The sequence below is a fragment of the Mucilaginibacter corticis genome (genome assembly GCF_007558865.1).
Lineage (GTDB): Bacteria > Bacteroidota > Bacteroidia > Sphingobacteriales > Sphingobacteriaceae > Mucilaginibacter > Mucilaginibacter corticis.
Window position 1 is genome coordinate 208,120 of the sequence record NZ_VLPK01000003.1, and the last position, 26,410, is coordinate 234,529.

A 26,410-nucleotide genomic window follows, 5' to 3' on the forward strand; every position below is an offset into this window, starting at 1 on the left:
AATCACACAAGTCCTCCGCTTTATCTTCCCGACTTTCCGACTAAAAACCCTACCTTTATAGCGCAAAACGTTCTATCGCTGTCCCGATAGCTATCGGGACGGAGGAAAGTCCGGGCAACACAGAGCATCCTGCTTCCTAACGGGAAGGCGCCGGCAGCCGGCGACAGCAAGTGCCACAGAAAATATACCGCCTGTAAGGGTAAGGGTGAAAACGTGAGGTAAGAGCTCACGGCTTTTCCGGGCGACCGGGATTGCGGTAAACCTCAGGAGTTGAAAAACCAAATAGGTCTTGAAAGTGAAGCGGCTCGTTTCCTGTCCCGGGCAACCGGGGCCGTCAAGATGGGTAGGTTGATTGAACCTGCCGGCAACGACAGGGCCAGATTAATGATAGAAGCCGTCCCGATAGCTATTGGGGCGATACAGAACCCGGCTTACAGATTTGCTGCTGTACAACGCCTCTTCCGTTTGGAGGGGGCGTTTTTTGTTAGCCCCACAACAACCAGGCCTGTAAAATAGGTTGTTATAGTAATATTACATTCCTATAACCTAAACGTTAATTTTAAGTTATGCTCTAAAATATTATTTGTTCACATTTGTACTTGTGTTCAAAAAACTAATCCTTCTATTTTTATTATTTGCCAATTGCGCCCTTGCACAAACTGGTGGTAACTGGGATCTGAAAAAAACCGACGATGGCGTAAAGATCTATACCCGCGAGGTTGAAAACTCAAAGATCAAAGCCATAAAAGTAGAGTGTACGCTTGATGCTTCGCTTACACAAATGACAGCGGTTTTGATAGATATAAAGAATGGCGAAGACTGGCTTTATCACGTAAGCACCAGCTATGTGATCAAACAGGTATCCCCGCAGGAATTATATTATTATTCGCTGGTTGAAATGCCCTGGCCCATCACTAACCGTGATTTTATTGCCCACTTGAAAGTAAGTCAGGATCCAACTACTAAAACAGTCAGTATTGATGCCCCCTGCCTGGCCGATATGGTGCCCGTAAAACCCAAAATAGTACGCGTGACCGACTCGAACGGCCAATGGCTGTTAAGCCCCCTGGGAAAAGATAAGATAAAAGTTGTTTACACCCTCCATGCCGATCCGGGTGGCAGCCTGCCTGCCTGGCTCATCAACCTGTTTGTAACCGAAGGGCCTTTACAGAGCTTCAGAAAACTAAAGGTAGTGCTGCAAAAACCGGTTTACAAAAATGCTAAGCTTGATTTTATCACCAATTAATTTAATTAATAAATGGTGGCGCTATATTGTCATTATTTGTCCTTGATTTATACTGAAAAAAGTCGATAAATCTGTGCCAAACTGTATCATGAAAGCAATTTAACAAAGTTAGTTTGTTAATTGTCAGCTATTTAAAAAAACAGGTGTATCAATGGGTATCACCGGGACACATTCAGTTTGGTACACCTGGTTAAACCAGGCAAACAGCATGCGCGGAGCGGGCATTGTGTTGAGGTTCCGGTTTAACCTGTGCCATAAAATGAAAAAATAACGTTTCAGCGTAAAACAAGTCGCGCCAAAAAGTGTTTAGTTTCCTATACATCTATTATATTAGTAAACGTTATTACAACAGACTATCTGAACAACACATGGCCAAAATTTTAATAATTGACGATGAGCGCGCTATCCGTAATACCCTGCGCGAAATACTTGAATACGAAGACTACGAAGTTGAAGATATAGATAACGGCATCGACGGGCTGGAACTGATCCGCAAAAATGATTATGACCTTGTACTATGCGACATCAAAATGAGCCGCATGGATGGCATGGAAGTGTTAAGCGAAGGCCTGATCATTAAGCCTGATCTTCCTTTCATCATGATATCGGGCCATGGCACAGTTGAAACCGCGGTTGAGGCCAGTAAGAAAGGCGCATTCGACTTTATCTCAAAACCACCCGATCTTAACCGCCTGCTGATAACCGTACGTAACGCTTTAGACCGCGGCAGCCTTGTTGTTGAAACTAAGGTACTTAAGCGCAAAGTATCAAAGGTGCGCCCCATACTTGGCGACTCGACCCCGATAGCCAAGATCAAGGAAACCATTGAACGTGTTGCCCCTACTGATGCCCGCGTGCTGATAACCGGCGCGAACGGTAGCGGTAAGGAGCTTGTGGCTCGCTGGCTGCACGAAAAGTCAAACCGCTCAAACGCGCCGTTGATAGAGGTTAACTGCGCGGCCATCCCATCGGAACTGATAGAGAGCGAATTGTTCGGGCATGAGAAAGGCTCTTTTACCTCGGCTATCAAACAGCGCATAGGTAAGTTTGAGTCAGCATCGGGCGGTACGCTCTTTATGGATGAGATCGGCGATATGAGCCTGTCTGCACAGGCCAAGGTACTGCGTGCACTACAGGAAAACAAGATAACCCGGGTAGGCGGCGAAAAGGAAATTGATGTAGACGTACGCGTAGTAGCAGCAACAAACAAAGACCTGTTAAAAGAGATCGAAGCCGGTAACTTCCGTATGGACCTTTACCACCGCTTAAGCGTGATCCTGATCCATGTACCGCCGCTGACCGAACGTAAGGACGATATCGGCCTGCTTACACAAAGCTTCTTAGAGGAAATCTGTAATGACTATGGCATGCCGGTTAAAAAGATCTCGGACGGGGCACTTGAGGCGCTTAAAGCCCAGCCATGGACGGGTAACATCCGTGAGCTGCGCAATATGGTTGAGCGTTTGATCATATTAAGCGATAAGACTATTACTGAAGATGACGTAAAATCGTTTGCTAACCCATCTGCGCCTGTCGCCGCAACGGCAGAGGCAGCCGCACCGCAAACTGATTACAACCAGTTTAAAAACTTCCAGGACTATAAGGACTTTGCCGAACGCGAATACATTAAATTCAAGTTGGAAAAGAACAACTGGAACGTATCAAAAACCGCTGACGATATCGATATACAGCGCAGCCACTTGTACAGTAAAATTGAAAAATACGGGTTGAAGCGTGGCGAGTCATAAATCGCACTTATCATTCTAATTATTAAAGAGGTGCCCCGATATATCAGGGCACCTCTTTTTATATCTCAACATTATCCTTATTAAATTTGCTTTTACTAATATTTTTAGCAAATTTGCTATGTGAATCAAAACTCTGTTGAAGTAAAGACCGAATCGCGGGTGCTGTTTATTGATATGAACAGCTATTTTGCCCGGTGCGAGCAGCAAGCCAACTACTGGCTGCGCAACAGGCCTGTAGGCGTTTGTGTTTACACAGGCAAATACGGGTGCGTTATTTCATTATCAACAGAGGCAAAAGAACGAGGCCTGAAGGCCGGGATGCGTTTAAACGATGCCATGGCTGTTTGCCCTGACCTGGTGCCGGTAGAGAGTAATCCTACCCGCTATCGCGAATACCATACAAAAATCATTAACCTATTGCTTGAGTACTCAAAGGATGTTGTAGCTAAAAGCATTGATGAAGCTATTATTAACCTTACCAATTACCCGCACCTTGACCCTTTAACAATTGCAAAGCAAATAAAACGTGCTATTTTAGAAAGAGTTGGCGATTGGTTAACATGCTCGATAGGTATTGCGCCTAATGCATTTTTAGCTAAACTCGGCTCGGTTCGTGGTAAAAAATTGGATGGCTTGCTGATGATCACCCATCAAAATATTGATGAGATATTACGGCCCCTTAAATTAGGCGATATGCCAGGCATTGGCGCCAATATGAGTTACCGTCTTGAACGTGCCGGGATCAAAACACCGTTGGAAATGCGTTACGCCGGCCCCGACAAGTTAAAAGCTATCTTTAAAGGCATTGAGGGTATCTATTGGCATTATCGCCTTAATTTTATTGAAACCAATATAGCTGCGCATGATTACCGTGGTATGCAAGCCATGCGACAGATCTCGAAAGAAAAAAGACAGCATATTAATTATATCGACCAGTTGTTTATGACGCTTTGCCTCACGCTTGAAAAGCGCATGGTTAAGCATAAGTTTTATTGTAAGTCGGTAGGGTTTACTGCACGTTATGATGATGGTACCCGCTGGGACGATGCCTTTGCCGTTACTACACCTGTACAAGACGCCATCAGCTTGATGCGCATGATTCGGTTAAGAGTTGACAAGTTTGAAAAATTGCATAACACCGGGCATATCTTTAATACTGAAATCACCCAGATGCGCGTTGGTGTTACCAACTTTGTAAACAACGGCAATATGCTTTACAGCCTGTTTGAAGATATGGACCGCAAGGAAACCGCGCTAAAGACCATGCATGAGATCAAGGATAAATTTGGCTCTGATAAATTGATCCGCGCTATTGAAATGACGGATGGCAAAGTGATAAAGGATGTGATCGGGTTTGGATCTGTTAAGGATTTAACGGAACTGGATTATAAAAAATGATCCTACAAAAGCGAATCTGCAGATCAATTTAAACTTCAATAAGATATTTATAAACAATTATAAATAAGAAACTTATACAGATTTACTTAACTTTATAAATACTGAATGAATTAAGCCCCTTAATTCGCTGAATTGAGTATAATTAATTTACTTCCCCATCCAATGCTACCACCCAGTCATTAAATAATCGGGTTTCCATTTCAACGGCTTTATCTGCATGCAATTGCCATTGCGGCGAGAATTGTTTAAGCTGATTGATCATCTCTTCTAAATGGCCTTCTTCTTCAAGTATGATAGATTTCACGTTGATCTTGCTGCCTGCACTATCCAAAGCGTCCTGGTAGATCGGGTAAAGCTCATCAGCGCGTACTTCAATGGCATAAGTAACCAAAAGATAGGCGGCAAAACGCAGCTCTTTACCTGTTAACTGTAATTCTCTCTTCAAATACCGACATACTTCCACATCCAGCATATTCAGGTAGTATTTGCTGTAGTTTGAAGCCACCAGGTATTCGTCAGCATAGGTTGGACAAAGTTCTTTTCCCGTCTTTTCTATCTGCTTTTTTAAATAAAAAGCGTGGCGGTGCTCTTCGGCCGCATGTTTTAATATGATGTAGGTAACCGTAGTAGGGTCTTCGCTGGCCGAGATCTTGCGTGCGCCGGTATTTTCCATTAAGGATAAGGTATTTAACCAGCGTGCATGTAATTGGTTATCAGCTATTATTGTCGGTAGTATTTTGTTTAAGCTCATAAGTTCTATAATTAATCAGCCCTGCTAAATTTCGTCCAGCGCCTGCTCAATTTTGCTGTAAATGTAATCCAAGTCGGCGTTGCTAATGCAATATGGAGGTAAAATGTAAATTATATTGCCAAGCGGGCGCAAAATAATACCGGCATCTAAAAAGTAATAATACAACCTGTCGCGCAGCGAACTGAAATAAGAAGTATTATCGCCTGTCTCCCATTCCATTGCTATAATAGTTCCTATCTGACGCACGGTTTTTATTTTCGGGTGATTTTTAACCCGTTCACCGAATTGAGTATGAGCGTTTTTTATCCGCTCCATATTTTCGGCTGTCGCCGGATCTAAAAACAAATCCATACTTGCCAGAGCCGAAGCGCAAGCTACCGGGTTAGCAGTAAATGAATGCCCGTGAAAAAGTGTTTTTAGTTTATCATCAGACAAGAAAGCGTTGAAGATATCTTCGGTACAGGTTGTCAATCCCAAAGCCATTGTGCCGCCTGTCAGGCCTTTTGAAAAACACATAATATCAGGCTGTTCGCTGATATGGCTTGTAGCAAACGGCTTACCTGTACGCCCAAACCCGGTAAATACCTCATCGGCAATACTCAGTACGTTTTCTTTGCGGCAATGGGCCAATAACTCGTTTAAGTATTGTGCCTCGTACATTACCATACCTGCAGTACCCTGAATAAGCGGCTCAAAAATAAAGCAGGCTAACTGTGATTTAAGGTTTGAGATTTGAGATTTGAGGCTTTCGATATTATCTGCATCCGGCAGATCAATAAACTCAACCTCAAACAATAAGGTGTCAAACGGCGCGGTAAAAGCACTGCGTCCGCTTACCGCCATGGCTCCAAAGGTATCGCCGTGATATGCGTTTTTAAAAGCCAGCATTTTGGTACGTGTACGGCCCTGGTTACTCCAATATTGCAGGCACATTTTAATGGCTACTTCTACAGCTGTCGAGCCGTTATCAGAATAAAAAGCTTTCTTTTGGTTGTTGGGTATAATTGCCAGTAATCGTTCTGCCAGTTCTATTGCCTTTGGATGCGTAAAGCCGGCAAAAATTACGTGCTCTAACTGTAGCAACTGTTCGCCTACTTTTTTAGCGATGTAAGGGTGCGCGTGTCCGTGAATATTTGTCCACCAGGACGATATGGCATCAATATATTTTTTGCCGTTCTCGTCAAACAGGTAAGCACCTTCTCCCCTTACAATTGGTATAGGCATACCAGCGGTTTTCATTTGGGTATAAGGGTGCCATATTACTTTTAAATCACGTTCTGCCAGGCTCATATCTTATCTATTAAAAGTTTTGCAACATATTGGTCAATCGGGAAAGTAAAATCACTTTCTTTCAGATCCTGCAATTTTATCCAGCGGAAGGACTGTAATACATCTCCTTCGCCATCAAAATCAAACGGAATTGTTTTTATAACCAGATCCAAAGGTGCTATATTTTTCACCAGGTAATAAACGCTGATGATCTGCGAATCATTAAAAGCCGATTTTACAAAAAAATCTGTTGTATAAAAATGACTGATCACTTCTACTTCGGCATTACATTCTTCAACAAATTCGCGTTTTAAGCCTTCAGTCATACCCTCGCCGTACTCTAAGCCGCCGCCCGGGAATTTGGTAAACTGCATGCCGTATTCCTGCTCATCGCTTATCAGTATTTCCTGCTGATCGTTTATCAGCAAGCCATAAACACGCACATTAAATTGATACATTATTCAAAGTGTTTTTTGTTCCGGATCACTCTGTCCATTGTCCAGGCTATATCCTCGGTTTTAGGCTCGGTCCTGACCGGGCAATTAGTCATATTACAATAATGACAGCAATCAGGTAAACAAGGGTCGGCATGAATAAACAGCTCGGTTTTTGTAACCTCGCTATTTATCAGCTTATCTACCATGGATACCTGCTCATGCACCTGGTTCAGATCGAAATAATAAGGCAATGTAAGGTGACAATCGATATGCAGCTCATTACCATACTTTTGCGCACGAAAATTATGGATATCGATCCACTCGTTACGTCGCTTATCGTTTAAAAACTGAACGACATTATTTACCACGTCAAAATCAGCCTCGTCCATTAACCCACCTACCGATTTCCTGACCAGCTTATATCCTGTAAATATGATGAACAGCGCTACCGGTATAGATAAAATACTATCCAATAAAGCAATTTTTGTAAAGCTGATCAGTAACAAGCCAACTACCAATCCGCCGCTGGTAACCATATCAGTCAGCAGGTGCCTGCCGTCAGCCTCGATAGTGATAGAAGGGATAGATTTACCCCTCCGAATCATATAATAGCCCAATGCACCATTAATTACACCCGTAATGCCAATGATGACAGCACCGACCATCAAGTCATGTATAACATTGGGGTGAACAATGCCATCAATTGATTTTACAATGATACCCAAACCTGCTATCAGGATCAGTGTCCCCTCGATAAAGACAGAAAAGTACTCAACCTTACCATGCCCGTACGGGTGGTTTTCGTCACGTGGTTGTGATGATAGATAAATACTAAAAAACGCGAACGAACTGGCAACTACGTTTACCACGCTTTCGGCGGCATCAGTCAGTACAAAGTTTGAGTTGGTTAAAAAGTATGCGGTAAACTTGGCCAGCATCAATACAATGCCGGTGATCAGCGAAATCAGGATTATCTTTTTCTGTTCTTGCAAAGCAGCTTTATTAAGCGCCAAATTTAGGTTTTTTAAATATAAAAGGTGAAGATTAGTTTACCTAAGATTGGTTAATTGAAGATTAAAGACTAGTCCGGTCAGGCCGTATTCTGTCTAATTTAATTCCAACTCCAGTCGCAAATTACCAATCTTTAATCTTCAATCTTAATCACTAATTAACTAATCTCTAATCACCTTATTTCATATATTTGCCGCGATAATAAAAAAAACAACTATGAGTGCATTAAGTAACAGGATCAACAACCTGTCAGAATCAGCTACAATTAAAATGGCCAAAATGGGCCGCGAACTTGCCGCTAAAGGTATTGATGTGATCAACCTTAGCTTTGGCGAACCGGATTTTAATACTCCCAAGCATGTTAAGGAAGCCGCTAAGAAGGCAATGGATGACAACTACACCTATTATACCCCGGTACCGGGATATCCTGAACTGCGTAAAGCTGTTGCTGCCAAGTTGAAGAACGAGAATGGACTGGATTATGATTTCAGCCAGATCGTTGTTTCAACCGGTGCTAAACAATCAATAGCCAATGTTTTGTTTTGCCTGGTAAATCCGGGTGACGAGGTGATCATCCCTACCCCGTACTGGGTATCATATTCTGAAGTTGTAAAATTGGTAGAAGGCGAAAGCGTTTTTATTGATACTACCGTTGAGCAGGATTTCAAAATAACCCCAGAGCAGTTAGAAGCCGCAATTACGCCTAAAACAAAAGTATTTTTATTTTCATCGCCTTGTAACCCAACAGGCAGTGTATATAACAAAGCCGAATTAGAAGGCCTGGTTAAAGTATTTGAAAAATATCCTGAGATCTATATCATATCTGATGAAATTTATGAGCACATCAATTTTGTTGATAAACATGAGTCTATAGCCCAATTTGAAAGCGTAAAAGATCGCGTTGTTATTATTAACGGCTGGTCTAAAGCATTTGCTATGACCGGATGGCGTTTAGGCTACTCAGCATCAAATAAAGAGATCGCTGCCGCCTGCGATAAATTACAGGGACAGATCACGTCTGGTACTTCATCTATCAGCCAGCGTGCAGGTATCGCTGCTTACGAGGGCGGATTAGAAACCGTATTAGAAATGCGCGAAGCTTTTAGAAAACGCCGCGACGTGGTATATAAATTAATGAGCGAGCTTGATGGTGTTAAAGTAAACCTGCCTGATGGCGCGTTTTACTTCTTCCCTGATGTTACTTATTATTTTGGCAAAAGCTACAATGGCAAAACCATTAATGATGCCGACGAACTGAGTATATACTTATTAGAAGAAGCACATGTATCAACGGTAGGTGGTGATTCATTTGGCGACAAAAAATCCATCCGTATGTCATACGCGGCTTCTGAAGAAAAGTTGGTTGAAGCAATGGCAAGAATCAAAGCTGCTTTGGCAAAATTATCTTAATCGATAGCGCAAGCATAAAGAAAGCCGCTTTGCAAATTGCAAAGCGGCTTTCTTGTTTTTAAGTAAATGTTGTGTAATTACAATCCAAATCCGTAGGCGACACGAAGTGCTGCCAAACCGTAGCTGTTACCTTGTCCTGAAAAGTTTTCATAACGTGCACCAACATCCCAATGTTTAGTTGCATAACCAATTCCGGGAGTTAAGATCAGCTTAGTGTCTTTGTTGGCAAATTTCTCATCAATTCCTTGTGGTAAAAAAGTCTTGGTTTCAATACCGGCACCAACTTCTGCACCGAAATAAAGATTGTCGGTAAAGAAAGCCTTAATACCTAATTTGATAGGAACCATACCTAATGACTGATACTTGGTAGTAGTGTTAGGCTCTGATTTTCCGAAGAAATTGTAATAACCTGATGTTAAGGTAAGCGCTAAGTCTTTGTCTAAACCGTATTGCAACCTTGCTGTACCACCTAATTCAAGGTTAGAATAATTATGCGCATTGCCTGTTGCAAGGCCACCTTCAACGCCAAATCCGAAACGCAATTTGTTTGGGGTAATAGTTTGTGCTTTTACATTAGTTCCGATAAATAGCGCGAAACCTGTTATGGCCACTGCTGCTAATTTTGTTAACTTTTTCATTGTTGTGTTTCTCTTTAGTAAAATAAGTATAGATTAAATTATTATCAGCACTTAATCAAATACTTTGCCATTGTGCCAAAATCAGGCTCTTTTTAACATTTGGCATTAATGCCTCATACAGCGCACAAAACCCTTTATTAACAATTGTTAATAGCTTACAGACTGATAATGAGCGATAAAAACAAAACTGACAAAGAAACTATTCATAGTATTAAATTAAAGTTAACCGGCTTAGTAAAATGGAATAATCTGCCTTTTATAATATGCAATTTGTCTGTTATAAACTGCCTTATTAGTATGTATTACAGCTAATAACTGTATCAATAAGGCTACAAAACCTGATTTATATGATAATAAAAGGCTATAAAACAAAAAAGCTCCCGGATCTTACGGAAGCTTTTTTGTTAAGTATTATTTATTAATGGATCTCGTCAGGATCTTCTTTATAATTCTTCTCCAGTTCGGCTAATTTTTCTTTACCGTATGCAAAACGGGTTATCAGGAAGAATAATACCGGCACTATAAATATTGCCAGTGACGTAGCTGTAAGCATACCGCCAAACACCGTCCATCCTATTGTTTTACGAGCCTCGGCACCCGCACCCGATGCAAAAAGCAACGGCGCAACACCCAGGATAAACGCAAGTGAAGTCATAATGATCGGCCTTAGACGTAACCGTACAGCTTCAAGGGTCGCTTTCTCCAGTTCCATCCCCTTGTCAACACGCTCTTTGGCAAACTCCACTATAAGGATCGCATTCTTAGCCGCCAAACCAATTAGCGTGATCAAACCTATCTGTGCGTAAATATTATCAACCAGCCCTTTATTAAGCGTCAGGAACAATATCGCACCAAAAGCACCAAGCGGTACAGCTAATAATACAGAAAATGGTACAGACCAGCTCTCATACAAAGCAGCCAGGAAGAGGAACACGAAACCAATAGACAAGGCAAAAATGTAGACCGTCTTTGATCCGGATAATTTCTCTTCGCGGCTAAGTCCCGAAAATTCATACCCAAAACCTTGCGGTAACGTTTGAGCTGCTACTTCTTCAAGCGCTTTTAACGCGTCACCACTACTATAGCCCGCTTTAGGGTTACCATCTATTTCGGCAGACCTGAACAGGTTGTAGTGCGATATCAATGGCGCGTTCTCCATCATCTTGTAAGAGGTAAGGGTACTTAACGGCACCATTGTACCGGCCTGATTGCGCACGAAATATTGTCCAAGATTATCCATATTAGTACGATAATTGGTATCAGCCTGCGCTAACACCCTGAAGTTACGGCCATATATGGTAAAATCGTTAATATAGGCACTACCCATATAAGTTTGCAGCGCGTTATTGACATCCGAGATCAGTACACCTAATCGTTTAGCCTTTTCGCGGTCGATTGTTAATTGATAAGCAGGTGTGCGCGCGGTGAAGAATGAAAATGCCTTGCCTATTTCGGGCCTTTTATTTACAGCCGCGATAAAAGCCTTCAACACATTCTCAAAGTTTTTGATGTCGCCACCTGCTTGTTTTTCTTCAAGTATGAAAGAGAAACCTGCTGTTGAACCCAAACCCGGAATAGCCGGTGGCGGAATAACAACTACGCTCGCTTCTTTAAACCTTGATAGTTTTTTCTGCAACCTATCTACCAACTGCAACGATGTCTGCTTACGCTCATCCCAATTTTTAAGCTGTACAAATATTGTCGCGCTGTTTGATTTTGTAGCGAAACTTACAACGTTCAACCCACCCAAAGCCGCGTAATGCGCTACTTCAGGCACTTTGTCCAGCGTATCCATCATCGCGTGCAATACAGCGACTGTACGTTCTGTTGATGAGGCTTCCGGTAAGTCATAAGTAATATAGATCCGGCCTTCATCCTCGGTCGGGATAAAGCCTGTTGGTTTACTCTTGAAAAGCAGGATAGTACCAACGATGATACAAACCAGTATGATGATAATAAATTTTGAGTTTTTAATACCCCTGTCAACCCCGTTACGGTATTTACCGGTGATCCTGTCAAACCAGGCATTAAATTTAAAGAAGAATTTATCAAGGCCCCCTGATTTTTCATCAAGCTTATGCGGTTTCAACAAAAGTGTACATAATGCCGGTGTTAATGACAATGCCACAAATGCCGATATCAATACTGATATCGCGATAGTTATAGCAAATTGCTGATACAACCGCCCTACTATACCCGGAATAAACCCTACCGGTACAAATACCGCGGCAAGGATCAAAGCAATTGCAATAACCGGTGCCGATATATCACGCATGGCATGCAAGGTAGCATCTGCAGGGCTCATATCCTTTTCGTCCATGTAGTGCTGCACTGATTCCACCACAACGATCGCGTCATCCACCACAATACCAATAGCCAGTACGAAACCAAACAGTGTAAGTGTGTTAATGGTGAACCCCAATGGTATAAAGAAAATGAACGTACCTATAATTGATACCGGAATAGCCAATACCGGGATAAGCGTTGTACGCCAGCTTTGCAGGAATAAAAATACCACCACAATTACCAGGACCAAGGCTATAACCAGCGTTTCAACTACTTCTTTTACAGAAACCTTTACCACGGTTACAGATTCAAAAGGAACCACATAATCAACACCGGCCGGGAAAGCTTTCTTTAGTTCGGCCATGGTAGCATAAACATTGTCAGCAGTTTCAAGCGCATTACTGCTTGGCGCCTGGTATATTAACAGGTACGATGCTCTTTTTCCATCAACAAATGAGTTACCTGCATAGTTAAATTTACCTAACTCGATACGGGCTACATCTTTCAAATGAACCACGGCACCTGTACCCGGCTGTGTACGCACGATCACATTGCCAAATTCTTCAGGCTGTGTTAAACGGCCCTTAACAATTACAGAATATTCAAAGGTCTGCCCTTTTTCTTGCGGGGTAGCTCCTACTGTACCTGCGGCAACCTGCGCGTTTTGCTCATTTAAAGCGGATGTTACATCGGCGGCGGTCATTCCAAGAGCTGCAAGTTTATCTGGCTTTAGCCAGATCCGCATACTGAAATCATCCGCACGTGATACCACGTCACCTACCCCCTTTGTTCTAAGCAATGCGTCCTTAATAAATACGTTAGCATAGTTATCAAGGAAAGTAACATTATGGCTGCTTGTAGGTGAATAAATAGCCACAAGCATTAATATACTCGGGTTACGTTTACGTACCGTCAAGCCCAAACGCTGCACTTCCTGCGGCAATGTAGGTGTTGCAATACCCACACGGTTTTGCACGTCAAGTGCTGCAATATTAATATCTGTACCAACCTCAAAGTTGGCTGTCATGCTTAACGCGCCGTTATTTGTACTGTTACTTTGCAGGTAGGTCATGCCCGGCGTACCGTTAACCTGTGTTTCAATCGGCGTTGCAACAGTTTGCTCAACCGTTAGGGCGTCAGCACCCGTGTATGTACCGGTTATAGTAACCGTTGGCGGCGTAATTTCAGGATATTGGCCAATTGGCAAAGTGCCAATGGCAATCAAACCAACTATTACAATAACTATCGAAATAACAATTGCCGTAACGGGTCTTTTTATAAAGGTCTCTGCGATCATCTAAAATTCAATTTTAAAAAATACCCGTAATTAGTTTTTAGCCGGTTTACCACCTGCTGCCGCCGGCTGTACTGGAATACCCAATGTTACTTTGCCGCTATCGCGCAAACGCTGAAAACCATCGGTAATAACTTTATCGCCATTTTGTACACCGCTAAGAATAACCACTTTGTCACTTAAACGCGGGCCCAATGATACTTTATGTTGTAAAGCGATGGTATCCCTTTTCTCTCCGCCCTCTTTTTGTTTCATAGTAGTATCTTTGGTTACAAAAACAAAAAACTCACCCATTTGCTCAGTAACAGCTTTGTAAGGGATGATCACCCGGTTTCCTGACCCGCTGTTTAACACTTTAAGCGCGGTGCTCATGCCATCTTTTAAGATAGCCTTATCATTAGGAAACTGAAGCCTAACTTTTATCGATCCGGTCTGGTTATTTACCCCTCTGTCGATAGCTAAAATTTTACCCTGTTTATCATAGATGGAAACACCATCAGGTAATACAAGCCTGAAGGTAGAATCAGTACTTTTTTTCTGCAGATCATAAAAGCGATTAATATCCTGCTCATTGATCACCACATCAACACCAATTGGGTTTTCACTTGATATAGTATTTAATAATGTGGTCCCTGCTCCTACCTGGCTACCCAATCTAACCTGCGATATACCTATACGGCCTGTAACAGGCGCGGTTATGGTAGCGTAAGAAAGATCTGTTTTAGCTGATGATAACGCAGCTTTGGCCACATCAACCTGCCCTTTTGATGTTTCATAGGTAGCCACAGCCTGGTCTACAGTTTGACGCGCCACAGCATCACTTTTCAAAAGCATGTTATAGCGGTCAACATCTTTTTGAGCCTTAACCAAATTTGCATTGGCATTAGCCAGGTTAGCTTGCGCCTGTGCTACGGCATCAAGAAACTTGCGCCTGTCAATTTCATAAAGCGGCTTGCCTTTTTGTACAACATCACCCTCTTTAAAGAAGATCCCTGTTATAAAACCGGATACCTGTGCACGCAATTCAACATTATTTAATGACACCACAGTTCCCTGGTATTGGTCATAGTAAAGCGCGTCGCCTAATTTAGCTTCGGCAACGTTTACCGCTGTTGGCGGCGGCGCTGCATCTTGCTTTGCCGAATTATCTTTACATGATGCCCATGCTAACATTGCAACCGGGGTTAACCAAATTATGTACCTTTTTTTCATCAGTATGAGGGTATTGTTGTGTGTTATATATTTATTGCAACATGTGCAATATCAAATGATTATTAATTAAAATTTACTCGACAGCAAGTGTACCTAACGCTTTTTTCAAATCGATTTTGCTTGACAGTAACTGAAACAGCGAGTTATAATAATTCAGCTCTGACGTACGCAGGTCTGATTGTGCCACAATAACATCCAGGTAAGTTTTAACACCTTCGCGATACTGCAGGCTTACTACATTATATACATCTTTTGCCAGGTCTACGTTTTGCTTAAGTATCTGCCAGTTGATATAGTTACTCTTATAGCTGGCCAAAGCCTGTACGTATTCTGTATTAATGGTATTTTGCGAGTTGATCACATCCAGGTCTGTACGCTGAACGTCAAGCTTTGCTTTGCTCAGATTTTGCAATCGTTTTGTTCCCTGGAAGATGGGTAATGATAACGACAAACCTCCATACGCGCTTGGGAATGCGTTTTTATAAAGATCAGAGAAATGTGTATTTAAATAAACTAAGTTATAACTGCCCACAGCAGATAAAGACGGCAAAAACCCCCAGCGGTAATAATCTACATTTAAGTTTTTAAGATTTTTTTGTGTTAATAACAACTGGTACTCAATGCGGTTATTTACATTTAAAGTTTGGTTGGTATCAATATACGCCTCTTTCTCATAAGTGGTCGAATCGTATGACAGTGTGATATCATTCTTCGTATTAAGACCCATTATCTGTTTTAGATAAGCTAACTTGGCGTTAATGCTTTCAGAGGTTTGTTTTCGCAATGCGATCTCGTTGTTTAACGCTATGGTGGCTTGTTTATAATCTATTTTATCAACTACGCCTGCCTGATACCTGTTATAAGCATCTTTTAGAGACCTTTGCAGCCTTAACATGTCCTCGTTAATGATGTTTAATTGTTTCTCAGACAACAACACATCAAAAAATGCTTTGCTTACATCAGAAACTACATTGATCTGACTGCTTAATGTGTTTTGTTTATAATATAAGCGCGAGTAGTTGGCTGTTCTTGATGCCAGCAATACGTCATTATTATATATAACCTGGCTGGCTTGTAAACCCAGGCTTGAATACTCGTCAATACTTGATACTACACCCGGTGTTGTAGATTGTACCGGGCTTCCTTTAAAATAATGGTCGTAAACACCTGATGAATTAACCTGAGGTAACCACGCCGATAAGCCGATGCGGATATCGCGCTCATTGATCTGCTGATCTATGGATGCCTGCTTTACTGCCGGTTGATTCCGTAAAGCAAAAAGTATACTTTGCCTTAGTGTTATTACGTTAGTTAACGTATCTGCACGGTTTTGTGCAAACATTTTAGAAGCATTTAGAATTAATACGGCATTAATTATTAACAACAAGTATATTTTTTTCATGATAGCAGGAATGATCAGACGATCGGTAAACAACAAAAACAGGTATAAGTTTTCCTGTTCTTCACATGTTTAAATAATTAGGGAATGCGAAGATGGAATATTTAAATATAAATAAAAATCCACAATAATAATTTTACGTAAAAAGTACACAAAACTTTTCAAATGGCATGTTTTTAGCGCTTTTTTAAAAAAAATGAAAATTATAGACACTAAATAAACAAAAAATTTAATTAATTTGCCGAGTGAGAAGTTCGTTCCATTTTGAAGAAAAGTGGAATGTTTAAAAAAATTACCTACTAAATATAGGTTATAAACTTATTCATGGTATTTTTACAAAAAATTTAAGCAGGGTTAATACATGGTTAAAAAACTACATGAGAAGATTGCTCAATTTAAAGATGCAGCAATGATCAGGGAGAAAGGGCTGTATCCTTATTTCAGGCCTATTGAGTCTGCGCAGGATACAGAAGTGATTATAGATGGCAAGCGTGTGTTAATGTTTGGCTCAAACTCTTATCTGGGACTTACCAATCATCCAAAAATTAAGGAAGCATCAAAGAAAGCAATTGATAAATATGGTACAGGCTGCGCAGGATCAAGATTTTTAAACGGGACGCTTGATATACATATTGAGCTTGAAAACAGACTGGCCACCTATGTAGGCAAAGAAGCCGCGGTGTTATTTAGCACCGGTTTCCAGGTAAACTTAGGTGTGTTATCATGCGTTACAGGCCGTAACGATTATTTAATATTAGACGAATACGATCACGCATCATTAATTGATGGCAGTCGCCTTTCTTTTTCAAAAGTTATTAAGTATGCCCATAATGACATGGCAGACTTACAACGCAAATTAAGCATATTACCTGAAGAAGCTGTTAAAGTTATTGCCGTTGACGGTATTTTTAGCATGGAAGGCGATATTGTTAAATTACCTGAAATTGTTGAAATAGCTGACCAGTTTGGCGCAAATATCATGGTTGACGATGCCCATAGCTTGGGTGTTATTGGCCACAAAGGTGCAGGTACTGCATCGCACTTTAACTTAACCGATGATGTTGACCTGATCATGGGTACTTTCAGTAAATCATTAGCATCATTAGGTGGTTTTATTGCTGCCGATGCCGATACTATTGATTATATGAAACACCGCGCACGTTCATTAATGTTTAGCGCGAGTATGACCCCGGGGTCGGTAGCCAGCGTTATCGCGGCACTGGACATCATTGAGTCAGAGCCTGAGCGTATCCAAAAACTTTGGGATAATACCAACTATGCAATGAAGCTTTTATTAGACGAAGGTTTTGACCTTGGCCCTACCGAAAGCCCTATACTGCCTATTTATGTAAGGGATAATGATAAAACCTTCCTGGTTACTAAACACCTGCAATCATCAGGCGTATTTGTTAACCCGGTTGTGTCTCCTGCTGTACCTTCAGACTCATCTTTACTGCGTTTCTCATTAATGGCAACGCACACTTTCGAACAGATTGACGAGGCCGTTGAAAAAATAACCAAAGCCTTTAAAGATGTTGGTGTAGTAATGGGCGTCAAAGAAAGAATATAATTAAAAACCGATATAAAATGCGGCTATTTAAAAAAGTAGCCGCATTTTTTGTTTACTATCAATAAATTTCTGCCAGTTAAATGAAAAAAATAATTCCCGTAAATTCAAAAAAAGAACTTACAGCATTTATTGATTTCCCGCATGATCTGTACCGGGACGACCCTAATTACGTGCCTGAATTATTTATAGCACAAAGAGATCTGCTAACTATACACCCTTTTCATAAACACAATAAATTACAGGGATTTTTGGCTTATGATGGCGATAAAATAGTCGGCCGTATAGCGGCTATATTAAATAACAGCCATAACGAATACAACCATGTTAATGATGGTTTCTTTGGATTTTTTGATTGTATAAACGACCAAGAAACAGCTAACCTGCTTTTTACTACTGCTACTAACTGGTTAAAAGACAAAGGCGTAACCGGAAAATTTTTAGGTCCTGTAAATTTTTCAACTAATGAGCCTTGCGGCTTATTAATTGAGGGTTTTGATAGCCCGCCCGTTTTAATGCAAACCTATAACGCGGCCTATTATGCCCAGTTAATTGAAGGTTTTGGCTTTGGAAAAGATGTAGACCTGATTGCCTGGCATTGGGATGGTAACAACTATGATGATAAATCGGTAAGGTTGCTTAATGCCTTGCAGGAGCGCTTAAAACGTAATAACATTATCATCCGTAAAGTAGACCTTAAAAACTTTAAAGAAGAGACTGTAAAACTGCGTAGCGTATACAATTCGGCCTGGGATCAGAATACCGGGTTTGTTCCATTATCTGATGAAGAATTTGATTACCTGGCTAAAGACCTAAAACTGATACTTGACCCAGATTTTGCATTAGTAGCAGAACAGGACGGCAAAATTGTAGCTTTCGGCCTTGCGTTGCTTAATTACAATGAAATTTTCAGAACTATTAAAAACGGGCGCCTGTTCCCTACCGGGATATTTAAATTATTATTTGGCAAAAAGAAGATACAAAGCCTGCGTATCTACGCTTTGGGTGTGATTGATGGCTACCGTAAAATGGGTATTGAAGCTTGTTTATATGGCACCATTATTAAAAACTACACAGCGAAAGGATTAAAATGGGCCGAAGCCGGATGGACCCTTGAGCATAACACGCTCATCAACGAGGCCATCATAGCCATAAAAGGCGATCCGTACAAGAAGTATCGCATGTATCAAAAGCAAATATGAAAGAAAAGGTTTTAATAACCGGGGCAAGTGGCTTTGTTGGGTACCATCTGATTATTGAAGCATTACAAAACAACCTTGAAGTGTATGCGGCTGTAAGGAAAAACAGCCGTGTTGATCACCTGAAAGGTTTTGATATTCAATATATCAACCTGGATTATGAAAACCTGCAATCCCTTAAAGACACTTTGCAGGAAAAACAGTTTGACTACATCATACATGCCGCGGGCATTACCCGTGCGATATCTGAACAGGAATATAATCTCATAAATGCTACTTACACTGCCAATCTTGCAAATGCAGCCGCAGATACCGGAGATAAATTAAAAAAGTTTGTTTTAATAAGCAGCCTGGCAGGAGTTGGGCCTTTGCAAACCTTAACCGGCATAATTACAGAAGAAACACGCCCCAACCCTATCACCGCGTATGGCCGGAGTAAATTATTAGCCGAAAGAAAACTTAAAGCGGTTAAAAATTTAAACTATACCATACTAAGACCCACTGCTGTATATGGCCCGCGCGATACCGGGATCTTTATCTTCTTTAAACAGGTAAGTAATCGCATAGAAGCTTATATAGGTAAAGGGCAACAAAAATTGAGCTTTATTTATGTTGTAGACCTGGCCAAAGCAAGCATCCTGGCGCTCAAAAACGGCAACATGCAAACCTTTAATTTATCAGACGGAAACTTTTACGACAAGCATGAACTTGGAAAGTTATCAAAAGATATACTAAATGTTAAGACAGTGAAGTTTCATCTTTTAGTAAACTTTGTAAAATTAATTGCCGGCGTATCAGAAAAAGTAAGTTCTTTGAGAAATAAAGCCCCTATTCTAAATATCGAAAAACTGAACGAACTCACGGCTGTTAACTGGTCGTGCAGTATTGAACTTGCAAAACATGATCTGAAATTTTATCCGCAAAACACACTTAAGGACGGCTTACAGCAAACCCTTAAATGGTATAAGGATAATAATTGGCTTTAATACACAATCTGCATATACACTATAATCTACATATTAAATTTACACAATGAAAAGCACCATTAAACCTGCCGAGGGTAAACTTGGCATTTTATTACCGGGATTAGGGGCAGTAGCCACTACACTAATTGCCGGCGTTGAAGCAGTTAAAAAAGGAATATCACAACCAATAGGTTCATTAACACAGATGGGCACTATCCGTTTGGGTAAAAGAACAGAAAACCGTCGTCCAAAAGTTAAAGATTTTGTGCCTTTGGCAGACCTTAATGATATTGTATGGGGTGGCTGGGATGTATACGAAGATAACGTATACGAATCTGCAATGAATGCAAAAGTACTTGAGCCTGGATTGCTTTATTCTGTAAAAGAAGAGTTAGAGGCTATCAAACCAATGAAAGCCGCTTTTGATCAAAACTATGCAAAAAACTTAACCGCTACCAATGTTAAAACCGGTACCCGTTATGAGTTGGCGCAACAGGTTATGGAAGATATCCAAAACTTTAAAGAGAATAATGGCCTTGACCGCGTAGTTTTGGTATGGTGCGGATCGACAGAGATCTATTACGAAGCATCGGATGTTCATAGCTCGCTTGAAAAATTTGAGCAGGGCTTAATTAACGATGATAAACTGATTGCTCCAAGTATGATCTATGCTTACGCGGCTTTGAAATTAGGTGTACCTTTTGCTAACGGCGCTCCAAACTTAACAGTCGATATCCCTGCGCTGATCGAGCTGGCACGTATCACCGAAACACCTATCGCCGGTAAGGATTTCAAAACAGGTCAAACTTTAATGAAAACTATCTTGGCGCCAGGTCTTGCTGCAAGATCATTAGGTGTTAACGGTTGGTTCTCTACCAATATTTTAGGTAACCGCGATGGTTTGGTATTAGATGATCCGGATAATTTTAAAACTAAAGAAGTTTCAAAATTAGGTGTATTAGAAGATATTTTTAAACCGGAAGATAATCCTGAATTATATGGTGATATTTTCCACAAGATCCGTATTAACTACTACCCTCCGCATGGCGATAACAAAGAAAGCTGGGACAACATCGATATTTTTGGCTGGTTAGGTTACAAAATGCAGATCAAGATCAACTTTTTATGCCGCGACTCTATTCTTGCTGCTCCTATCGCATTAGACTTGGCTTTGTTTAGTGATTTTGCAAAACGCGCAGGAATGAGCGGCGTACAAGAGTGGTTATCATTCTACCTGAAATCTCCGCAGACTGCTCCTGGTTTACCTGCAGAGAACGATATATTTAAACAATTAATAAAACTGGAAAACACGTTACGCTACTTAATGGGCGAAGATCTGATAACCCACCTGGGCCTGGATTATTACGAAGAACTGGTTGAAGTAAAATAAGCATGTTGTTTCATAAACTGGCCGCTACTGTTTTTGGCATTGGTTACTTAGGTAAGGGTGTCGGCACAATAGCGGCCTTTTTTGCTTGCGTATGTTGGTACCTGCTTTGGCACAACAACGCAATGATAATGCCCGCTATCCTGCTTACTGCTATTGTAACAGCGTTGGGCATTTGGAGTGGCAATAAGGTCGAACCTATCTGGGGCAAAGATCATAACCGTGTGGTTATTGACGAAGTTGCCGGGATGTTTGTAAGCTTACTTTTTGTACCAGTTACCTTACCTTACATTACAGCTGGCTTTATTCTTTTTAGATTTTTTGATATTTTAAAACCTCTTTTTATCAGGCGCCTTGAAGCTTTGCCGGGCGGATGGGGCGTTATGGCTGACGATCTGCTGGCCGGAGTTTATGCTAATATTATTTTACAGTTAATTGTGTGGTTAAACATACTTAATGTCAGATTTTAGTAAAACCTGTTAAATATTGTTAATCCCCGGCAGTTTTTGACTTTTTGACCACAGAAGTCTATTGTAATTCTTTAACTTTGCCCCTGTTTACCGAACTAAATTGTACGCTTATTCTGCGGCATTGTACTACCCTCTAAACTTATTTTAAAATAAGCTGGATTGTATAAAAGAGTAGCACTACAAACACGGTTTGTATTATATAAGTACATGGATTTTAAAAGTTTACTCAGAAAGTTTTCATTTTTAGCTTTCTTATTATTTTATACCACCTCGTTATTTGCACAGGTTACTAAGGTTACAGGCGTTGTAACCGACGGCGGCAGCAAAGGTAATGACCCAATGCCGTTTGTTACGGTTGGTTTTGCCGGCAGTAGCATTGGCGCACCTACAGATAATGATGGTAAGTTCTCAATCTCTTCTGATAAGCCATTCTCGCAGATCAAAGCAACTTTTATTGGCTATAAAGATGTTGTTATCAGTATCGCACCTGGAAAAACACAGACGATCAACATCAAGTTGGTACCTTTACAGCAAGAGCTAACCGAAGTTGAGGTAAAAGCGGGCAAGAAACCACGTTACCGTAACAAGGGTAATCCTGCTGTCGAACTGATACGTCAGGTTATAGCGCACAGGGAACAAAACCGCCCAAGACATTATGATTATGTTGAATATAAAGAGTATGATAAAATGCAATTCTCTATTGTCAACTTATCTCCTAAAATTGCCGAAAAGAAATTTTTCAGAAAATACAAGTTTGTTTTAGATAATCGCGACAGCACGACCGTACCGGGGAAATCATTATTACCATTATTCCTGGACGAAAAAATATCGCAATATTATTATCGCAAAAATCCTGAAAAGGAAAGAAATATTATCATAGGCCAGCGAAATGTTGATTTCGGCGGATCTATTGATGCCGAGGGGGTGAGCCAGTTTTTCAAATACATGTATAACAAGGTTGATATCTATGACAATAGCATCAACCTGATCACCAATAACTTCCTGAGCCCTATTGCCAATGGCGGTCCGCAGCTTTATAAATATTTTATAACTGATACCATTGAAACCGAGGATAAAAAGAAACTGGTCGAATTAAGCTTTACGCCTCGTAATACCGAGGATATGCTTTTTGAAGGCAAGATTTACATTACGCTGGACAGTAACTATGCTGTACAAAAGGCTAAATTAGGTATCAACAAAAACATCAACCTTAATTTTGTAAAATCAATGACCGTAAACCTGGATTTTGAAAAAAATCCGGATGGCAGGTATCATCTAAGCAAAAGTAATACACTTGCCGACTTTGGGGTTACCAAAAAGAAATCAGGTGGTGTATTTGGTATCCGTACCATTACTTATAAAAACTACATAGTCAACAAGCAGCAGGCGGATACGGCTTATGTTTCAGGCGCTGACGACCAGGTATTGTCTGATGCGGTTAAACATAGAAGTGAGCAGTTCTGGCAGCAAAACCGGCTTGATACTTTAACAACGGCCGAATCAAAGGTTTACAAAAATATTGACAGTCTGAAAAACATGCCGTCTTTTAAGCGGACGTTGGATATAGCTACCCTTTTACTGGCCGGATATAAATCATTCAACTGGTTTGAAGTTGGTCCGTCTAACACCTTTTACAGTTTTAACCCTATTGAGGGCTTAAAACTGCGTTTAGGCGGTCGTACTACGCCTGAACTGAGCAAGCGATATTATTTTGAAACCTATGCAGCCTACGGTTTTAAGGATGAAAAATGGAAGGGCTTTTTAAGCGCGACCTATTCGCTTAATGATAAGTCGATCTATAAGTTCCCACAAAACTATTTAAGGGCAAGCTTTCAGCGCGATACCAGGATACCGGGAGCTGCCTTGCAGTTTGTGCAGGAAGATAATTTCCTGTTATCATTTAAACGTGGTGTGAATGATAAATACCTGTATAATGATTTTTACAAGTTCGATTATGTGCACGAGTATGAAAACCATTTTTCATACGGGTTGACCTTGAAAAAATGGACACAATCGCCGGCGGGCTCGTTATATTTTGTTAATAATACAGGAACAATAAATAACTTGACAACAGCTGAGGTGGCAGTAAACCTGCGTTATGCACCAAATGAGGGCTTTTACCAGGGCAAGATCTACCGTGTGCCGATACCAAGCAAATACCCGATATGGACTTTGGATTACACCCGTGACTTTAAAGATGTTGTAGGTGGGGCTTATAATTACCAATCATTGCATTTGCGCATTGAAAAGCGTAATTACCTGTCGCAATTAGGCTACATGGATATGGTTGTTGATGGCGGAAAAATATTCGGACAAGTACCTTATCCGCTGTTAACTATCTTCAGGGCAAACCAGACTTATGCTTACGATATATATTCGTACAACTTAATGAATTTTCTTGAGTTTGTGAGTGACCGGTACGCATCTATTAACCTGGATCAGCACTTTATGGGCTTCTTTTTTAACAAGATACCTTTGTTACAGAAACTAAAATTACGTGAGGTAGCGTCTTTTAAAGCCATATATGGCCAATTAAGCGATAATAACAACCCTGCGCTGCATCCATCACTGTATCAGTTCCCGGTAACAAGTATAGGTCAGCCTATCACCTATTCTTTGGGTAATACGCCTTACATTGAGGGTAGTGTTGGTGTCGAAAATATTTTTAAATTTATACGCGTAGACCTGGTCAGGAGATTCAATTATTTAGATCATCCGGACGTTTCGCCATATGGCATACGTGTAAGGGCGAAATTTGATTTTTAATACCATGGCCGCAGATCAACAGTTAATGGAACAACAACCATCCATACGTACAAATCTTCAATTGGGTATCTATAAGGTAATAGATCCCTTTGTGAAACTTTTAATAAAACTGGGCCTTACCCCTAACGCTGTAACTACCATTGGTTTTGTACTAAATGTGGGTGTAGCCGCAATATTTGTTATAGGCGGCGAAGAAGGTAACAGGGGTGATTTGAGCTACATCGGCTGGGCAGGTGGCTTAATTTTATTTGCAGGCCTGTTTGATATGCTTGACGGACAGGTTGCAAGGCTTGGCAATATGAAATCGACTTTTGGCGCTTTATATGATTCGGTGCTGGACAGGTATAGCGAGCTGATCATGTTTTTTGGTATCTGTTATTACCTGGTGGCGCATCACTATTTTTTAAGCTCGATGTTTGCATTTGTTGCCATGATTGGCTCCATGATGGTTAGCTACGTAAGAGCGCGTGCAGAGGGCCTGGGTATTGAATGTAAAGGCGGTTTAATGCAGCGGCCGGAACGAGTAGTAACCATTGGTCTATTTGCCATACTTTGCGGACTAAGCTCATTATATATTGGCGGTAATTATAAATTGTATATACCGGGTATTAAATTCCATGTTTTTGAAACCATGTCAATTTTCACCATCCCTATTACCATACTGGCTGTATTGACTAATATCACCGCCTTTAACAGGTTAAAAGAATCAAAAATCAACTTAGAAAAAAAAGAGAGCGGCGACGCTACAGATTAATGAGATTATCAATTTTACTACTATTAGCCCTTTACTCTTACTTACCTTTAACTAAAGCCCAGAGTAAAGCGTCCAACAAATCTGTCGCAGCAGAAAGTATCGATCAGCATGAGGAAAAATTTCCAACTCCGCCCGAAAGCGGAAACCGGTTATTTTATCTGCAACGTGATCCTAACACAAATACTGTTATTTATGATCTTAATATACATAACGGGCAAATAGACGAAGATGAGCCTTTACACGTTTATTGGATAAAGTATGCAGACAAAGGACAAAAGGAAGAACTCAATTATATTCAGCGTAAATTTGCGTATGGTGTAACAACCAAAAAATTACCGAACGATCAATATGATGTCAGATTTGTATCATACAAAAAATTTCCGCTGCTTTTGATGAAGGCAAACGACGGAAAATATCATATCTTCGCAACGATTGCGCAAAAACAAATGATGCTTGACCACATCTTTGTTAAAATTGTGGGCGGCTCCTTTTGGATCCCAAATGTTGTTTACGTAGAGTTAAAAGGAACAGATCAAACTACAGGCAGAGAAATTATAGAACGTTTTAAACCCTGATATAACATGGCAAAAAATTTCATATCAAATTCACAGGAATCGACCAGGATGTTTAAAAACGACCTGTTGGAAGCTTTATCAAAAGTTCATTACCTGGTACCGGTATTTATTTTTGTACCGGTTATATTAGTCAGCACTTACATAGCGCTGTTTGTTAAAGATATTAATGTGCTTACCTACTTTGGGCTTTTCTTTGTAGGGCTTTTTGTATGGACGTTTGTTGAGTACATTATGCACCGCTTTGTGTTTCATTATGTACCAAAAAACAAAATTGGCTTAAGGCTGCATTTTATATTTCACGGTGTACACCATGATTACCCAAGCGATGCTAAAAGACTGGTATTACCCCCATCTGTAAGTATCCCGCTGGCAACAGGCTTTTATTTTTTATTTAATGCCATATTGCCTGCCAACTACGTGTTCGGGTTTTTTCCGGGCTTTATTTTGGGCTACTTATTTTATGACATATCGCATTATGCCATCCATCACTTTAACTTTAAAGGAAACATCTGGAAAAAGATAAAGCAACACCACATGTTGCACCATTATCAAAGCCCCGACAGAGGTTACGGTGTAAGCTCGCCATTGTGGGACAAGATTTTCCGGTCAGATTTTATAAAAAAATAGA

General features: G+C 40.7%; 21 protein-coding genes and 1 other RNA gene. 14 read left to right on the plus strand and 8 right to left on the minus strand.

Annotated features, from left to right (window positions below; all coding sequences use genetic code 11):
- The first annotated feature begins 59 nt into the window (after positions 1-59).
- The 4 genes from rnpB (at position 60) to FO440_RS16205 (ending at position 4,392) form a co-directional block, all read left to right on the plus strand.
- Positions 60-451: RNase P RNA component class A (gene rnpB / locus FO440_RS16190), an RNA gene on the plus strand.
- 150 nt (positions 452-601) lie between these two features.
- Positions 602-1,246 (plus strand): START domain-containing protein, encoded by a 645-nt coding sequence (locus tag FO440_RS16195; RefSeq protein ID WP_144249332.1) that lies wholly within the window; start codon positions 602-604, stop codon positions 1,244-1,246.
- 368 nt (positions 1,247-1,614) lie between these two features.
- A complete protein-coding gene (locus FO440_RS16200) occupies positions 1,615-2,994 on the plus strand; it encodes a sigma-54-dependent transcriptional regulator (protein ID WP_144249333.1) in 1,380 nt (459 codons plus the stop codon).
- Between the two features lie 120 nt (positions 2,995-3,114).
- The gene (locus FO440_RS16205; protein ID WP_222104001.1) at positions 3,115-4,392 is read left to right on the plus strand and encodes a DNA polymerase Y family protein; all 1,278 of its coding nucleotides are present in this window, start codon (positions 3,115-3,117) and stop codon (positions 4,390-4,392) included.
- A gap of 142 nt (positions 4,393-4,534) precedes the next feature.
- Here the strand turns inward: FO440_RS16205 and FO440_RS16210 are convergent, their stop codons facing one another.
- Genes FO440_RS16210 through FO440_RS16225 form a run of 4 tightly spaced genes read right to left on the minus strand, consistent with a single transcriptional unit; the run spans position 4,535 to position 7,841 of the window.
- Positions 4,535-5,143, minus strand: a complete 609-nt coding sequence (locus FO440_RS16210; RefSeq protein ID WP_144249334.1) for a hypothetical protein — start codon at positions 5,141-5,143, stop codon at positions 4,535-4,537.
- 24 nt (positions 5,144-5,167) lie between these two features.
- On the minus strand, positions 5,168-6,433 hold the full coding sequence (bioA, locus tag FO440_RS16215) for an adenosylmethionine--8-amino-7-oxononanoate transaminase (protein ID WP_144249335.1): 1,266 nt from the start codon (positions 6,431-6,433) through the stop codon (positions 5,168-5,170).
- Positions 6,430-6,870, minus strand: coding sequence for an NUDIX domain-containing protein (locus FO440_RS16220; protein WP_144249336.1), 441 nt, complete (start codon positions 6,868-6,870; stop codon positions 6,430-6,432). Before FO440_RS16220 ends, bioA begins: the two co-directional genes overlap by 4 nt.
- On the minus strand, positions 6,870-7,841 hold the full coding sequence (locus FO440_RS16225) for a cation diffusion facilitator family transporter (RefSeq protein WP_144249790.1): 972 nt from the start codon (positions 7,839-7,841) through the stop codon (positions 6,870-6,872). Before FO440_RS16225 ends, FO440_RS16220 begins: the two co-directional genes overlap by 1 nt.
- 235 nt (positions 7,842-8,076) lie before the next feature.
- On the opposite strand from FO440_RS16225, the gene FO440_RS16230 reads away from it, so the two are divergent.
- Positions 8,077-9,270 (plus strand): pyridoxal phosphate-dependent aminotransferase, encoded by a 1,194-nt coding sequence (locus FO440_RS16230; RefSeq protein ID WP_186292704.1) that lies wholly within the window; start codon positions 8,077-8,079, stop codon positions 9,268-9,270.
- A 77-nt stretch (positions 9,271-9,347) separates the two neighbouring features.
- Here the strand turns inward: FO440_RS16230 and FO440_RS16235 are convergent, their stop codons facing one another.
- From FO440_RS16235 to FO440_RS16250, 4 genes are all read right to left on the minus strand, one after another.
- A complete protein-coding gene (locus FO440_RS16235; RefSeq protein WP_144249337.1) occupies positions 9,348-9,908 on the minus strand; it encodes a porin family protein in 561 nt (186 codons plus the stop codon).
- 418 nt (positions 9,909-10,326) lie between these two features.
- Positions 10,327-13,491, minus strand: coding sequence for an efflux RND transporter permease subunit (locus FO440_RS16240; protein WP_144249338.1), 3,165 nt, complete (start codon positions 13,489-13,491; stop codon positions 10,327-10,329).
- Positions 13,492-13,521: 30 nt separating this feature from the next.
- The gene (locus FO440_RS16245; RefSeq protein WP_144249339.1) at positions 13,522-14,700 is read right to left on the minus strand and encodes an efflux RND transporter periplasmic adaptor subunit; all 1,179 of its coding nucleotides are present in this window, start codon (positions 14,698-14,700) and stop codon (positions 13,522-13,524) included.
- A gap of 73 nt (positions 14,701-14,773) precedes the next feature.
- Positions 14,774-16,102, minus strand: a complete 1,329-nt coding sequence (locus FO440_RS16250; protein ID WP_144249340.1) for a TolC family protein — start codon at positions 16,100-16,102, stop codon at positions 14,774-14,776.
- Between the two features lie 358 nt (positions 16,103-16,460).
- Between FO440_RS16250 and spt the strand changes: the two genes are divergently transcribed.
- From spt to FO440_RS16295, 9 genes are all read left to right on the plus strand, one after another.
- Complete coding sequence (gene spt / locus FO440_RS16255; RefSeq protein ID WP_144249341.1) at positions 16,461-17,669, plus strand: serine palmitoyltransferase; 1,209 nt, start codon at positions 16,461-16,463, stop codon at positions 17,667-17,669.
- 80 nt (positions 17,670-17,749) lie between these two features.
- Positions 17,750-18,868, plus strand: a complete 1,119-nt coding sequence (locus tag FO440_RS16260) for a hypothetical protein (RefSeq protein WP_144249342.1) — start codon at positions 17,750-17,752, stop codon at positions 18,866-18,868.
- Positions 18,865-19,851, plus strand: coding sequence for an NAD-dependent epimerase/dehydratase family protein (locus tag FO440_RS16265; RefSeq protein WP_144249343.1), 987 nt, complete (start codon positions 18,865-18,867; stop codon positions 19,849-19,851). The genes FO440_RS16260 and FO440_RS16265 overlap by 4 nt, the downstream gene beginning before the upstream one ends.
- A 46-nt stretch (positions 19,852-19,897) precedes the next feature.
- Positions 19,898-21,220 carry an inositol-3-phosphate synthase gene (locus tag FO440_RS16270; RefSeq protein ID WP_144249344.1) on the plus strand — a complete coding sequence of 441 codons (1,323 nt, stop codon included), beginning with the start codon at positions 19,898-19,900 and terminating at the stop codon, positions 21,218-21,220.
- 2 nt (positions 21,221-21,222) lie between these two features.
- On the plus strand, positions 21,223-21,687 hold the full coding sequence (locus FO440_RS16275; protein ID WP_144249345.1) for a phosphatidylglycerophosphatase A family protein: 465 nt from the start codon (positions 21,223-21,225) through the stop codon (positions 21,685-21,687).
- Positions 21,688-21,894: 207 nt separating this feature from the next.
- A complete protein-coding gene (locus FO440_RS16280) occupies positions 21,895-24,453 on the plus strand; it encodes a DUF5686 and carboxypeptidase-like regulatory domain-containing protein (protein ID WP_144249346.1) in 2,559 nt (852 codons plus the stop codon).
- A gap of 4 nt (positions 24,454-24,457) precedes the next feature.
- The gene (locus FO440_RS16285; RefSeq protein WP_246104246.1) at positions 24,458-25,207 is read left to right on the plus strand and encodes a CDP-alcohol phosphatidyltransferase family protein; all 750 of its coding nucleotides are present in this window, start codon (positions 24,458-24,460) and stop codon (positions 25,205-25,207) included.
- The gene (locus FO440_RS16290) at positions 25,207-25,782 is read left to right on the plus strand and encodes a DUF4833 domain-containing protein (protein WP_144249347.1); all 576 of its coding nucleotides are present in this window, start codon (positions 25,207-25,209) and stop codon (positions 25,780-25,782) included. Before FO440_RS16285 ends, FO440_RS16290 begins: the two co-directional genes overlap by 1 nt.
- 6 nt (positions 25,783-25,788) lie before the next feature.
- Positions 25,789-26,409: a sterol desaturase family protein gene (locus FO440_RS16295; RefSeq protein ID WP_144249348.1), complete on the plus strand. Its 621-nt coding sequence runs from the start codon at positions 25,789-25,791 to the stop codon at positions 26,407-26,409.
- The last annotated feature ends 1 nt before the right edge of the window (position 26,410 follow it).

Excerpts from the sequence above, each read along its gene's own strand:
- FO440_RS16200 (WP_144249333.1), top strand. The coding sequence starts at position 1,615 with ATGGCCAAAATTTTAATAATTGACGATGAGCGCGCTATCCGTAATACC.
- FO440_RS16210 (WP_144249334.1), bottom strand. The coding sequence starts at position 5,143 with ATGAGCTTAAACAAAATACTACCGACAATAATAGCTGATAACCAATTA.
- bioA (WP_144249335.1), bottom strand. The coding sequence starts at position 6,433 with ATGAGCCTGGCAGAACGTGATTTAAAAGTAATATGGCACCCTTATACC.
- FO440_RS16220 (WP_144249336.1), bottom strand. The coding sequence starts at position 6,870 with ATGTATCAATTTAATGTGCGTGTTTATGGCTTGCTGATAAACGATCAG.
- FO440_RS16230 (WP_186292704.1), top strand. The coding sequence starts at position 8,077 with ATGAGTGCATTAAGTAACAGGATCAACAACCTGTCAGAATCAGCTACA.
- FO440_RS16235 (WP_144249337.1), bottom strand. The coding sequence starts at position 9,908 with ATGAAAAAGTTAACAAAATTAGCAGCAGTGGCCATAACAGGTTTCGCG.
- FO440_RS16240 (WP_144249338.1), bottom strand. The coding sequence starts at position 13,491 with ATGATCGCAGAGACCTTTATAAAAAGACCCGTTACGGCAATTGTTATT.
- FO440_RS16245 (WP_144249339.1), bottom strand. The coding sequence starts at position 14,700 with ATGAAAAAAAGGTACATAATTTGGTTAACCCCGGTTGCAATGTTAGCA.
- FO440_RS16250 (WP_144249340.1), bottom strand. The coding sequence starts at position 16,102 with ATGAAAAAAATATACTTGTTGTTAATAATTAATGCCGTATTAATTCTA.
- spt (WP_144249341.1), top strand. The coding sequence starts at position 16,461 with ATGGTTAAAAAACTACATGAGAAGATTGCTCAATTTAAAGATGCAGCA.
- FO440_RS16260 (WP_144249342.1), top strand. The coding sequence starts at position 17,750 with ATGAAAAAAATAATTCCCGTAAATTCAAAAAAAGAACTTACAGCATTT.
- FO440_RS16265 (WP_144249343.1), top strand. The coding sequence starts at position 18,865 with ATGAAAGAAAAGGTTTTAATAACCGGGGCAAGTGGCTTTGTTGGGTAC.
- FO440_RS16270 (WP_144249344.1), top strand. The coding sequence starts at position 19,898 with ATGAAAAGCACCATTAAACCTGCCGAGGGTAAACTTGGCATTTTATTA.
- FO440_RS16275 (WP_144249345.1), top strand. The coding sequence starts at position 21,223 with ATGTTGTTTCATAAACTGGCCGCTACTGTTTTTGGCATTGGTTACTTA.
- FO440_RS16280 (WP_144249346.1), top strand. The coding sequence starts at position 21,895 with ATGGATTTTAAAAGTTTACTCAGAAAGTTTTCATTTTTAGCTTTCTTA.
- FO440_RS16285 (WP_246104246.1), top strand. The coding sequence starts at position 24,458 with ATGGCCGCAGATCAACAGTTAATGGAACAACAACCATCCATACGTACA.
- FO440_RS16290 (WP_144249347.1), top strand. The coding sequence starts at position 25,207 with ATGAGATTATCAATTTTACTACTATTAGCCCTTTACTCTTACTTACCT.
- FO440_RS16295 (WP_144249348.1), top strand. The coding sequence starts at position 25,789 with ATGGCAAAAAATTTCATATCAAATTCACAGGAATCGACCAGGATGTTT.